This is a genomic window from Paenibacillus barengoltzii NBRC 101215, from assembly GCF_004000745.1.
Taxonomy (GTDB): domain Bacteria; phylum Bacillota; class Bacilli; order Paenibacillales; family Paenibacillaceae; genus Fontibacillus; species Fontibacillus barengoltzii.
Window position 1 is genome coordinate 1 of the sequence record NZ_BILV01000083.1, and the last position, 11,727, is coordinate 11,727.

Annotated in this window: 12 protein-coding genes; 10 read left to right on the forward strand and 2 right to left on the reverse strand. The window is 51.3% G+C overall.

Translation table 11 applies throughout. The features are described 5' to 3' along the window. Positions 1-80 precede the first annotated feature (80 nt). From lepA to dnaJ, 7 genes are all read left to right on the forward strand, one after another. Complete coding sequence (gene lepA / locus PBA01S_RS18955; RefSeq protein WP_028537890.1) at positions 81-1,898, forward strand: translation elongation factor 4; 1,818 nt, start codon at positions 81-83, stop codon at positions 1,896-1,898. 115 nt (positions 1,899-2,013) lie between these two features. After that, positions 2,014-3,219: a radical SAM family heme chaperone HemW gene (gene hemW / locus PBA01S_RS18960; RefSeq protein WP_036699352.1), complete on the forward strand. Its 1,206-nt coding sequence runs from the start codon at positions 2,014-2,016 to the stop codon at positions 3,217-3,219. A 172-nt stretch (positions 3,220-3,391) separates the two neighbouring features. Continuing rightward, a complete protein-coding gene (locus PBA01S_RS18965; protein ID WP_028537892.1) occupies positions 3,392-3,859 on the forward strand; it encodes an N-acetyltransferase in 468 nt (155 codons plus the stop codon). A 107-nt stretch (positions 3,860-3,966) separates the two neighbouring features. Next, on the forward strand, positions 3,967-4,995 hold the full coding sequence (gene hrcA, locus PBA01S_RS18970) for a heat-inducible transcriptional repressor HrcA (RefSeq protein ID WP_028537893.1): 1,029 nt from the start codon (positions 3,967-3,969) through the stop codon (positions 4,993-4,995). A 46-nt stretch (positions 4,996-5,041) separates the two neighbouring features. Next, the gene (grpE, locus tag PBA01S_RS18975; RefSeq protein WP_232228284.1) at positions 5,042-5,701 is read left to right on the forward strand and encodes a nucleotide exchange factor GrpE; all 660 of its coding nucleotides are present in this window, start codon (positions 5,042-5,044) and stop codon (positions 5,699-5,701) included. A gap of 59 nt (positions 5,702-5,760) precedes the next feature. After that, on the forward strand, positions 5,761-7,596 hold the full coding sequence (gene dnaK / locus PBA01S_RS18980; RefSeq protein ID WP_028537895.1) for a molecular chaperone DnaK: 1,836 nt from the start codon (positions 5,761-5,763) through the stop codon (positions 7,594-7,596). A gap of 308 nt (positions 7,597-7,904) precedes the next feature. Then, positions 7,905-9,023: a molecular chaperone DnaJ gene (dnaJ, locus tag PBA01S_RS18985; protein ID WP_028537896.1), complete on the forward strand. Its 1,119-nt coding sequence runs from the start codon at positions 7,905-7,907 to the stop codon at positions 9,021-9,023. A 74-nt stretch (positions 9,024-9,097) separates the two neighbouring features. Here the strand turns inward: dnaJ and PBA01S_RS18990 are convergent, their stop codons facing one another. Then, positions 9,098-9,382, reverse strand: coding sequence for a YxcD family protein (locus tag PBA01S_RS18990; RefSeq protein ID WP_028537897.1), 285 nt, complete (start codon positions 9,380-9,382; stop codon positions 9,098-9,100). Between the two features lie 3 nt (positions 9,383-9,385). Continuing rightward, positions 9,386-9,820, reverse strand: coding sequence for a hypothetical protein (locus PBA01S_RS18995; RefSeq protein ID WP_028537898.1), 435 nt, complete (start codon positions 9,818-9,820; stop codon positions 9,386-9,388). A gap of 214 nt (positions 9,821-10,034) precedes the next feature. Between PBA01S_RS18995 and PBA01S_RS19000 the strand changes: the two genes are divergently transcribed. The 3 genes from PBA01S_RS19000 (at position 10,035) to prmA (ending at position 11,726) form a co-directional block, all read left to right on the forward strand. Further along, on the forward strand, positions 10,035-10,403 hold the full coding sequence (locus PBA01S_RS19000) for a hypothetical protein (protein WP_028537899.1): 369 nt from the start codon (positions 10,035-10,037) through the stop codon (positions 10,401-10,403). A 65-nt stretch (positions 10,404-10,468) separates the two neighbouring features. Beyond that, positions 10,469-10,648 carry a YfhD family protein gene (locus PBA01S_RS19005; protein WP_016311434.1) on the forward strand — a complete coding sequence of 60 codons (180 nt, stop codon included), beginning with the start codon at positions 10,469-10,471 and terminating at the stop codon, positions 10,646-10,648. A 109-nt stretch (positions 10,649-10,757) separates the two neighbouring features. Further along, positions 10,758-11,726 (forward strand): 50S ribosomal protein L11 methyltransferase, encoded by a 969-nt coding sequence (gene prmA, locus PBA01S_RS19010; RefSeq protein WP_028537900.1) that lies wholly within the window; start codon positions 10,758-10,760, stop codon positions 11,724-11,726. Position 11,727: the final 1 nt, after the last annotated feature.

Consider the following 11,727-nt stretch of genomic DNA (forward strand, 5'->3'; position numbering starts at 1 on the left):
CGCGCGTGATTGCTGCTTGCCCCTTCAACTGCTATAATAAATTGATTGCATTACTTCGATGATTTGTGGTGGGGGTAAGGATGACAGATATCAAGGCTAGACAAGCGAAAATTCGCAATTTCTGTATTATTGCACATATAGACCATGGCAAATCGACTTTGGCTGACCGGATTCTGGAGTATACCGGGGCGTTGACTTCCCGGGAAATGCAGGATCAGGTTCTTGACCAGATGGACTTGGAACGGGAGCGCGGAATTACGATCAAGCTTCAAGCCGTTCGTCTGAGCTACCGCGCCGACGACGGTGAGGAGTATATACTGAACCTCATCGATACTCCAGGGCACGTCGACTTCACCTACGAGGTTTCCCGCAGCTTGGCGGCTTGTGAAGGCGCTTTGCTGGTGGTGGATGCCGCTCAGGGGATTGAAGCACAGACATTGGCTAACGTGTATCTTGCGCTGGATAACAACCTGGAGATTTTGCCGGTCATCAACAAAATTGACTTGCCGAGCGCAGATCCTGATCGGGTGAAACAGGAGATTGAAGATGTCATCGGCCTGGATGCCAGCGAAGCGGTACATGCTTCGGCCAAGGCTGGAATTGGGATTAAGGAAATTTTGGAACAGGTCGTTCAGAAGGTGCCAGCACCGACGGGAGATCCGGATAAACCGCTGAAGGCGCTCATCTTCGACTCCCACTATGACCCATACAAAGGCGTTATCGTTTATGTGCGCGTCATTGACGGCAAGATCAAAGCCGGTTCGAAAATAAAAATGATGGCGACGGACAAAACGTTTGAAGTCATCGAGGTCGGCGCGTTCAAACCGCGGATGACGATTGTGGACGAGCTTAACGTCGGCGATGTTGGCTTTATCGTGGCCGGGATCAAGACGGTTGGCGATACCCGTGTCGGGGATACCGTGACGGATGCGAAGAATCCGACACCAGAGCCGCTGCCGGGTTATCGGAAGATCAATCCGATGGTGTACTGCGGCTTGTACCCGATCGAAACGTCGGATTACAATGACCTGCGTGAAGCGCTGGAGAAGCTGCAGTTGAACGACGCTTCGCTAAGTTTCGAACCGGAAACTTCCAGCGCGCTGGGCTTTGGCTTCCGCTGCGGCTTCTTGGGGTTGCTGCACATGGACGTCATTCAGGAGCGGATTGAACGGGAATTTAACATTCCGCTGATTACGACGGCACCAAGCGTTATCTACAATGTAACGCTGACGAACGGTGAGACGATTTCCATTGACAACCCGTCGAACTATCCGGAAGTCGGCAAAATCGACTACGTTGAGGAGCCTTACGTCAAAGCCTCCATCATCGTGCCTAACGATTATGTCGGTACCGTGATGGAGCTGTGCCAAAGCAAACGCGGCGAGTTCGTGAATATGGAATACCTTGATACGACGCGCGTTACGATTACGTACCAGGTTCCGTTGTCGGAGATCGTGTACGACTTCTTTGATCAGTTAAAATCGAGCACCAAAGGCTATGCTTCGTTTGACTACGAGTTGTCCGGTTACCGCAGATCCAATCTCGTGAAGATGGATATCTTGCTGAACGGAGAGCAGGTGGACGCCTTGTCCTTTATCGTGCACCGTGACCGTGCATACCATCGCGGCCGGATTATCTGCGAGAAGCTGCGCGAGCTGATTCCGCGCCAAATGTTCGAGGTACCGATTCAGGCTTCGATCGGAACGAAGGTCATCGCCCGCGAAACCGTAAAAGCGATGCGCAAGAACGTCCTCGCCAAATGTTACGGCGGTGACATCTCGCGGAAGCGGAAATTGCTGGAGAAGCAAAAGGAAGGCAAGAAGCGGATGAAGCAGGTCGGCAGCGTCGAGGTGCCGCAGGAAGCGTTCATGGCGGTGCTGAAGATCGACGACAATTAAGAAGCAGGTGAGTTGACGAAGGAAAGCCGTCGGGCTTTCCTTTCTACTATTATTTAAGAGAAACTTGGAGGAGGGCATGACCATGGACCAAACAATGAAGCATCCGGGGCAGGGAATGCCGATCTCAAATCTTGCGGCAGGCGGCGCAGCCTCATCCGGACCATCCGGCGCACCGCATGCGGTATATATTCATATCCCATTTTGCACGAACAAGTGCTTCTATTGTGATTTCAACTCTTACGTATTAAAAGATCAACCGGTAATGGACTATCTGCGCGCCTTGGATCGGGAGATGGAGCTGACGGTCCAGCAAACCCCGCCAGGTGAAATCCGCAGCATCTTTGTGGGCGGCGGGACGCCTACCGTGCTGACTCCGCAGGAGATGGAGTTCTTCTTGGCATCGGTCAGACGTCATTTTCCACATTGGGCGAGTGATATCGAATTTACAATGGAGGCAAACCCGGGCACGACAGACCGAGACAAGCTGACCGTTATGAAAGACGGCGGAGTTAACCGAGTCAGCTTCGGCGTCCAGGCGTTCCAAAATGAGCTGCTTAGCGGTATTGGGCGGATCCATAACACTGACGATGTCTACCGGAGCCTGGAGAATGCTAGAGCTGTTGGCCTAGATAATCTGTCCATCGATTTGATGTTTGGCCTGCCTAACCAAACGGTTGAGATGCTGGACTATAGTGTCTCACGGGCATTGGAGCTTGGGCTGCCGCATTATTCGATCTACAGCCTGAAGGTTGAGGAGAACACGTTGTTCCATACGCTGTACCACAAGAACCAGCTGCCGCTTCCTAGCGAGGAGGAAGAGCTGAATATGTACTTGCTATTAATGGAACGAATGGACAAAGCCGGGTACAAGCAATACGAGATCAGTAATTTTGCCAAACCCGGTTTCGCCAGCCGGCACAACATCACGTATTGGAAGAACGAGGATTACTACGGGTTGGGTGCCGGTGCTCACGGGTATGTCGGCCGCACGCGTCACGTGAACATTAAGGGTGTGAACCCTTATGTGGAAGCAGCGAAGACAGGACTGCCTCGTTTGGAGCAATTTGGCGTGTCCCGGGAAGAGGCAATGGAGGACTTCGTGATGGTTGGACTTCGGATGCTGGACGGCATTCGTAAAGCGGATTTCCGAGGTCAATTTGGCGAAGATCTGGATGACGTATTTAACCGACAGCTTACGAAGATGTTAAGCGCTGGTCTACTGGAGCCTCACAGCGACGGGGAAGGCTATCGGCTCAGCAAGCAAGGCGTGCTGTTCGGAAACGAAGTGTTTGCCGAATTTATCGGCGTTTTAACCGAATAAAGACTGAACTGATAAGCAGCTTGCGCTTCTTGATTTGAAGTGGCAAAGCTGCTTTTTTGCATTCCGCGGAATATCCTGGGAAGATGACATAACCATGAAACATTTCTCTTGAAGTTTTATACCGTATATTGTATATTTATTCATATTATTTGTGAACGAGGGGGAAGTCAGCATGCCAGCGGTAGCCGTTTGCAGACAGGCGAATTTAGCGGACGTCGAGCCATTATATAACATCATTGAGGGGTATGCCCGGCGTGGCATTATGCTGCCGCGTTCACGGAAGATACTGGAGCGTCAGATCCAGGATTTCGTCGTGGCGGAAGTGGATGGTGAAGTCGTCGGCTGTGGTTCGCTGTGCAAGCTGGGGGAGGAACTTGTTGAAATCCGTTCCCTTGGGATCGCCGAAGGCCATAAGGGAAAGGGACTTGGTTCCATGCTGGTGGAGCAGCTGGTGGAAGAGGCCCGGAGACAAGCGATCCCTAAAGTAATGGCGCTCACCTATGAGGTTTCCTTCTTCCTTAAAAATGGGTTTGCAGTTGTAGAGAAAGAAATCTTTCCGGAGAAAGTTTGGACCGACTGCGTCAATTGTGCAAAGCAGCATTGCTGCGATGAAATCGCCGTTCTTAAGATACTGGACTGACTTGACAATCGTCAGGTCGGTTTGGTATTTTTGTATTAGTGATTAGCACTCTATGACATTGAGTGCTAACGATTCGGAAAAATCGAGTTAATCCGGGAGGGATTGCCATGTTGACGGAACGCCAAAGAATGATATTGACCGCTATTGTTGATGACTATATTCGCTCGGCGGAGCCTGTGGGATCCCGAAGCATTTCGAAACGGGGCGATGTCGGGTACAGTCCGGCAACGATCCGGAATGAAATGGCCGACTTGGAGGAGCTCGGTTTTTTGGAGCAGCCGCATACGTCAGCGGGGCGGATTCCTTCTCATAAGGGCTACCGTTACTATGTGGATCACCTAACGCCGTTGAACTTACTTTCGAATGAAGAAGTTACGACGTTAAAAGCATTTTTCGCAGAAAAATTAAACGAAACTGAACAAGTGATTCAACATGCCGGGACCATTCTTTCCCAAATGACCAATTACACTTCCATCCTGTTGGGGCCGGAAGTTTTTCATACGTCTTTGCGTCACTTCCAGCTATTGCCGCTAAACGAAACGAAGGCGGTGGCGATCGTCGTGACGAACACAGGACAAGTGGAGAACAAGACCGTCGTGATTCCGCCGGACGTATCCGTATCCGAAATGGAACGGGTGGTCAACTTGTTGAACCGCAAGCTTGCTGGGGTGCCGATCTATAAGCTCAAGACTGCCTTGTATAATGAGATTGCACAAGAGATGCAGCGGCATATTGAGCATTTTGAAGATCTAATGAAGGTATTGGATCAAGCGCTTGACTCAGGCACAGAGGGGCAACGCCTCTTCCTGAGTGGAGCGACGAACATGTTGACGCAACCGGAATTCCGCGATGTCGAGAAGGTCAAAGGGATTCTTGATGTCCTAGAAGAGACTCCAACCTTAACGAAAATGATCTCTTCCGCATCTGGGTCTGGCATTCAAGTGCGTATTGGCACTGAAAATGGGCATGAAGCCTTCGCCAACTGCAGCCTCATCACGGCTACCTATCAAGTCGAGGGTGAAGCGGTTGGTACGATCGGCATTTTGGGACCTACACGGATGGAATATGCCCGGGTGATCCGGATTTTGGAAATTTTATCGAAGGATTTAAGCCATTTCCTGAGCCGGATGCAATAACATGCATGATCTACGAGGCTAGCTGCATGTTAAGGAGGTGAGCATCTTGAAGGAATCACAGCCGATTCAGGACAACAATCACACTGTAGAGGAAGAAATGAATATGAACGATAACGTAAAAGAGGACTTGCAAAACACCCCTGGACCCGAAGTGAGGCAAGATGAAGTAACGTCTCAAGAACCGCAAGATACTCAGAACGCTGCCGGTGCAGAGGGTGCTGCTGAAGCTGTCAACGAATCGAACAACGTGGATGTGACTGCTGAGCTGGAGAAGCTGCGTGCGGAGAACGAGGAATATCAGCAGCGATTGCTGCGTGCTCAGGCGGATTTCGATAACTACCGGCGCCGTACGGTGAAGGAGAAGGAAGAATTGGGCAAGTATGCATCCGCCAAGCTGATTACCGAGTTGCTTCCAGTGATCGACAACTTTGAACGTGCGCTACAAACATCCGGAGACGTCACGGATGCTGCCTCATATGTTAAAGGGGTGGAAATGATCTTCCGCCAACTGGAAGGCGTGTTGAAGGCGGAAGGCCTTACTGCGATGGAAGCGGAGGGCCAGCCGTTTAATCCTGAATTCCATCAGGCGATTATGCAGGTGGAATCCGAGGAGCATGAAGAGGGCATCGTCGTGGAAGTTGTGCAGAAAGGCTATATGCTGAAAGATAAGGTGCTGCGCCCGGCGATGGTCAAAGTCAGCGGCTAATCCAGCAGCTAACCACGAATCCCTAAGACGATTCAACCTATTAAGGAGGACATAACGTAATGAGCAAAGTAATCGGTATTGACCTTGGTACAACAAACTCCTGCGTTGCGGTAATGGAGGGCGGCGAAGCGGTCGTCATTCCTAACCCGGAAGGTGCGCGCACAACCCCTTCTGTCGTAGGTTTTAAGAAAGACGGTGAACGGATCGTCGGTGAGACGGCGAAACGTCAAGCGATCACCAATCCGGATCGGACGATCATTTCGATCAAACGTCATATGGGGACGAACCATAAAGAAGTGATCGATGGCAAAGAATATACGCCGCAAGAAATTTCCGCTATCATTTTGCAGAAGCTGAAAGCTGACGCAGAAGCGTATTTGGGACAACCGGTCACCCAAGCCGTAATCACGGTTCCGGCTTATTTTAACGACAGCCAACGTCAAGCGACGAAGGATGCCGGGAAAATCGCTGGTTTGGAAGTGCTGCGGATCGTCAACGAACCAACGGCTGCTGCACTGGCTTACGGTTTGGAGAAAGCTGAAGATCAAACGATTCTCGTATATGACCTGGGCGGCGGTACCTTTGACGTATCGATCCTCGAACTGGGCGATGGCTTCTTTGAAGTTAAAGCGACCAGCGGGGACAACCATCTGGGCGGTGACGACTTCGACCAGAAGATCATCGATTACCTCGTAGCCGAGTTCAAGAAGGATCAAGGCGTTGACTTGAGCAAGGACAAAGCAGCGGTACAACGTTTGAAAGATGCTGCAGAAAAAGCGAAAAAAGAACTGTCCGGCGTGTTGACGACAACGATTTCTCTGCCATTCATCACGGTTGTTGACGGCGTGCCGCAACACCTTGAAGTGAACCTGACTCGCGCGAAATTCGAAGAGTTGACTGCGGATCTCGTTGAACGCACCCTTGGACCAACTCGCCGGGCTTTGAGCGATGCTGGTTTGACTCCAGCCGACATCGACAAAGTCGTGCTTGTTGGTGGTTCTACACGGATTCCTGCCGTACAAGAAGCCATCAAGAAACTGACGGGCAAAGAGCCGCATAAAGGCGTCAACCCGGACGAAGTCGTTGCGCTTGGCGCTGCGGTGCAAGCCGGCGTATTGACCGGCGATGTCAAAGACGTAGTCCTGCTTGACGTTACTCCGCTGTCGCTGGGGATCGAAACGGCTGGCGGCGTATTCACAAAGATGATCGAACGGAATACAACGATTCCGACGAGCAAGTCGCAAATCTTCTCGACCTTTGCCGACAATCAGCCAAGCGTAGAAATCCACGTCCTGCAAGGGGAACGGGAAATGGCAGCCGGCAACAAAACGCTGGGCCGCTTTATCTTGGGCGATATTCCACCAGCACCACGCGGCGTACCGCAAATCGAAGTTACCTTCGACATTGACGCGAACGGGATCGTTAACGTATCGGCAACCGATAAAGGGACCGGTAAAAGCCAAAAAATTACGATTACTTCCTCCAGCGGCTTGAGCGACGAAGAAATCGAACGGATGATGAAGGACGCCGAGCTGCATGCGGAAGAAGATAAAAAACGCAAAGAGCTGGTTGAAGCGAAAAACAATGCTGACCAACTGATCTACACCGTTGACAAAACGTTGAAGGATCTGGGCGACAAAGTTGACGCTGCTGAAGTTGAGAAAGCAAACGCTGCGAAAGAAGAGCTGAAGAAAGTGCTGGAAAGCGACAATCTGGAGCAAATCAAAGCGGCATCGGAGAAATTGACCGAGGTTGTTCAGCAGTTGTCCGTGAAGCTGTATGAGCAAGCTTCGCAAGCAGCAGGCGCGCAAGACAACGCTGAAGCTTCCGGCGGCCAGAACCGCGAGAATGTCGTTGACGCTGACTACGAAGTGGTTGACGAAGATAAGAAATAAAGCTAAGATGGCTCACAGAGCAGTTTGAGTCTGGTGAATAGACTTTGGCAACCGGGAAGGTCAAAGTGCGGGCTGCTACCGCGCTTTGACTTTCCTTTTGCTGATAAGGGATATTAAATAGGTTACTTCGTGATGAAAAGATATGTCAGGTTTTAAGCACCGAGAAGGTTGGATGAAGCTGGGACTGAGTAGCGGAGCGTACATGAGGGTACGTGAGCAACGGAAGGCCCAGCTGAATTCAAGATTCGATGTCGAATCAGCTTCTTGGGTTACTTCGTGATGAAAAGTTGACCGATGGGGGTGGAAGGATGGCAGAGAAGCGCGATTACTACGAGGTGCTGGGCCTCAGTAAAAATGCGTCCGAAGATGAAATCAAAAAAGCGTACCGCAAGCTGGCCCGGCAATATCACCCGGACGTCAATAAAGCGGCGGATGCGGAAGCGAAGTTTAAAGAAGTCAAGGAAGCCTATGACGTCTTAAGTGATCCTGCAAAACGGTCGCGTTATGACCAGTATGGCCATATCGATCCGAATCAGGGCATGGGCGGCGGCTTCTCTGGCGCGGATTTTGGCGGCTTCGGGGATATTTTCGATATGTTCTTCGGCGGCGGCAGCCGGCGTGATCCGAATGCGCCGCAGCGCGGTAATGATTTGCAATACACGATGACGATCGAATTTAAGGAAGCGGTGTTCGGGAAAGAAACGGACATCACCATTCCGCGTACGGAAAACTGCGACACCTGCTTTGGGACTGGAGCCAAACCTGGTACCAAACCGGTGACCTGTTCGGTGTGTCACGGCACCGGGCAGCAGGAAGTCGTTCAAAATACACCATTTGGCCGTATGGTAAACCGGCGTTCTTGTACGAACTGCGGCGGCAGAGGGCAAATTATCAAGGAGAAATGTCCAACTTGCGCCGGCAGCGGCAAGGTAAAGAAACAGCGTAAAATTCATGTGCGCATTCCAGCAGGGGTTGACGATGGAGCGCAACTGCGGATGTCCGGTGAAGGTGAAGGCGGGTTGCGCGGCGGCCCAGCTGGCGATTTGTACATCGTAATCCGCGTCAAACCGCATGATTTCTTCGACCGTGAAGGCGACGATATCTATTGCGAAGTTCCGTTGACGTTCGCCCAAGCTGCATTGGGTGATGAGATTGAAATTCCTACACTGACGGAGAAAGTGAAGCTGAAAATTCCGGCAGGCACGCAAACCGGAACCTATTTCCGCTTAAAAGGCAAAGGGGTGCCGCGCCTGCGCGGAATCGGCCAAGGCGACCAGCATGTGAAAGTGGTTGTCGTGACGCCAAGCAAGCTCAGTGATGAGCAGAAGGAGCTGCTGCGTCAATTTGCTGCGTTGGACGGCGAGCATACCCATGAGCATGAACAGTCGTTTTTTGACCGAATGAAACGGGCGTTTCGCGGAGACTAATCGCTCCAACATAAAAGCGCGAGCTAAGGAGAAGTAATTCCCTAGTTCGCGCTTTTGTTTTTTGGCATTGAGTATTAACCTTCCGTTTGGATTTCCGCTAAAATTTCATCCTCCAGCATCAGCCGGATATCTTCCCGGAAGACCCGCATGCCGTATTCCCGATGTACGTACACCATGATCGCTTCCATGATGTTCGATTCAACGATGTACCAGCTGCGGCCGCCAACCCATACTTCACCGGTATAGCCAGTATCTTCATCCCAGCTGAGCTCAACCGTCACATCGGGGGGGCGGACGCCTCTCCGTTCAGCGGTATGCAGGCAAATCGCGTTAATGATTTCGTCCATCCCGAGGATCATGGCTTAATAACGGCCTCCATTGCGATAATCGTCGTGGCGCGGCTGTTTTTTGAATCGGCGGTACAGGGCCGCAACCGCAACAACAATTACATAGATCGCTAACAGGTTCACAGCTAATCCGAGCAGATTGCCGAAGAAGCCCATACTGCTAAATAAGCCGCCGAACAGCAAACCTGCAAGACCGCCGATCATCATGCCGCGCATAAAGCTGCCGCCGCTGAAGAATCCGCGGTTTGTCGTCGGAGTCCCTGCTTGGGTTTTATTGCGATTCCCCGTCGTATTCTGATATTCGCTTTGTGACGGCTTCTTCGGGGTTGGATTGTACGACCGCGGGCCGGACTTGAATCCGCCGCCGCGTCTTGCGTCGGCAAAGTCAGGGGCAGTGAAGGTGAAGAAGACGGTGAAGACCATCATCAGAAGCATCATTTTTTTTAACATCGTCTATAAACTCCTCCTATGATTGTAAGTAAAGTATGTTCGCTTCCCCAACGAGTAATACGGACAAGCCAAGGAAACGTTTCAAATTTAAATTGAATCAAGTCGGGAATCGGACAAATTTGTATAAAGCCATGACCAAAATTACATCCTACCGAATAATGGGCTGTGCGCGTGCAGCTTCATTGAAGCCTAAAACGAAAGGCAGGGAGGAAGGATGGCTGAAAAGAACATTTTGGCCTATTTCAAAAGCCCGGAACAGGCCGAAGGAGTTGCCCGTAAATTAAGTGCACTGCGGGTGGAAGATATATCGATTGATCGCTTCAGCCGTTATGCTGGTGAGGGATACAATCCGATGAATCCGGTGTCGGGCAGCATCTCCAGCCTGGCGGCGGTCACCCAGGATGCGTCGATTACGAACCCGTCGGCGGGGATCTTGGCAGCAGCAGATCCGGCAGCCAGCGGACTTAGCCATGGGGGGCAAGGCGGGCCGACCGGTCATGACATTTTACTAACCGCTGTCGTTGACGAATCAATTCACCATCAGGCGTTGCGCATCATTGAAGAGGCGGGCGGCTTGATTTAATCCTTAAAGAAGAATGATTTCATCATGCCAATTGGAGAGTACATGGAAAGGAGCTGAAGCAGAAAATGAGTCAAAGTCAGGAGGATCGGCGAACTAAGCGGATCTCTGCCAAAGGAAAAAATCTGCCGATCGGACACTATACGGATGTAGAGTTTTCCGAAGAGATGGCTGATCAAGAGGATTGGGAAGCGCTGGAGCGCAGCGAACGGGCGGATGCACGCCAGCAGGGGCAATACAAGCTGTAAACCATCAACAGCAACGGGGGACCCAAGGGTTCCCTGTTTTGTTTTGTCACGTTCCAGAATCTATAGTACAATAAATCTTATGCATGTAAGTCAAGGAGGAAATCATACGATGATTTGGAAAGAATTAACTATACATACGACGGAAGAAGCGGTGGAGATGGTTTCCAACTTCCTGCACGAGGCAGGCGCAGGCGGAGTAACCATTGAAGAGCACGTCGATAACGATAAACCTCGGGATACCTCCCTGGGACAATGGTTTGAAATTCCACCTAACGACATTCCTGAAGGAGAAGCGAAGATCAGCGGGTATTTTCCAGAAGGGCTGGATATCGATGATGTGATTGCGGAAGTTCGCGCACGCATCGAGGAGCTGAAGAGCTTTGATATTGATCCTGGGGCGGCGGAGATCTCCGTGCGGGATGTCAGCGAGGACGATTGGGCGAACAATTGGAAGCAATATTTCAAGCCGCTAAGGGTGTCCGAGAGACTGACGATCAAACCGACGTGGGAGGAATATGTACCGGTTGCGCCGAATGAGCAAATTATTGAGCTGGACCCGGGCATGGCGTTTGGTACAGGTACGCATCCTACCACCTCTCTTTGCTTACGCACACTAGAGAGTATAATCCAAGATGGGGACGAAGTGATTGATGTCGGCACGGGCTCAGGGATTCTCGCCATCGGTGCGTGTCGGCTTGGCGCCTCTAAAGTGCTGGCGCTGGATCTGGATCCGGTCGCTGTATCTAGTGCGAAAGAGAACACGCGTCTGAATGGCTTGGAAGACCGGATCCAAGTCGTGGAAAGCGACCTGTTATCCGTTCTGAAGGGCGAGGGCAGCACGAATGTTGAGATCAAGCTGCCAGTACGGGTGGTCGTGGCGAACATTTTGGCAGAGATCATTTTGCTGTTTATCGAGGATGTCTATCAAGCATTGACGCCTGGCGGTTATTATATCGCCTCGGGAATTTATAAGAATAAAGAACAAGCCGTACAAGAAGCGCTGATTGCCGCGGGTTTCGAACTGGAACGGACGGCCCGGGAAGAAGATTGGGTCGCTTTTGTGGCGAGAAAGAGGTAAT

Coding starts and splice junctions, on each gene's coding strand:
- PBA01S_RS18995 (WP_028537898.1), bottom strand. CDS start 9,820: ATGTTAAAAAAAATGATGCTTCTGATGATGGTCTTCACCGTCTTCTTC.
- hrcA (WP_028537893.1), top strand. CDS start 3,967: ATGTTGACGGAACGCCAAAGAATGATATTGACCGCTATTGTTGATGAC.
- PBA01S_RS18990 (WP_028537897.1), bottom strand. CDS start 9,382: ATGATCCTCGGGATGGACGAAATCATTAACGCGATTTGCCTGCATACC.
- lepA (WP_028537890.1), top strand. CDS start 81: ATGACAGATATCAAGGCTAGACAAGCGAAAATTCGCAATTTCTGTATT.
- PBA01S_RS19000 (WP_028537899.1), top strand. CDS start 10,035: ATGGCTGAAAAGAACATTTTGGCCTATTTCAAAAGCCCGGAACAGGCC.
- PBA01S_RS18965 (WP_028537892.1), top strand. CDS start 3,392: ATGCCAGCGGTAGCCGTTTGCAGACAGGCGAATTTAGCGGACGTCGAG.
- dnaK (WP_028537895.1), top strand. CDS start 5,761: ATGAGCAAAGTAATCGGTATTGACCTTGGTACAACAAACTCCTGCGTT.
- dnaJ (WP_028537896.1), top strand. CDS start 7,905: ATGGCAGAGAAGCGCGATTACTACGAGGTGCTGGGCCTCAGTAAAAAT.
- PBA01S_RS19005 (WP_016311434.1), top strand. CDS start 10,469: ATGAGTCAAAGTCAGGAGGATCGGCGAACTAAGCGGATCTCTGCCAAA.
- prmA (WP_028537900.1), top strand. CDS start 10,758: ATGATTTGGAAAGAATTAACTATACATACGACGGAAGAAGCGGTGGAG.
- hemW (WP_036699352.1), top strand. CDS start 2,014: ATGCCGATCTCAAATCTTGCGGCAGGCGGCGCAGCCTCATCCGGACCA.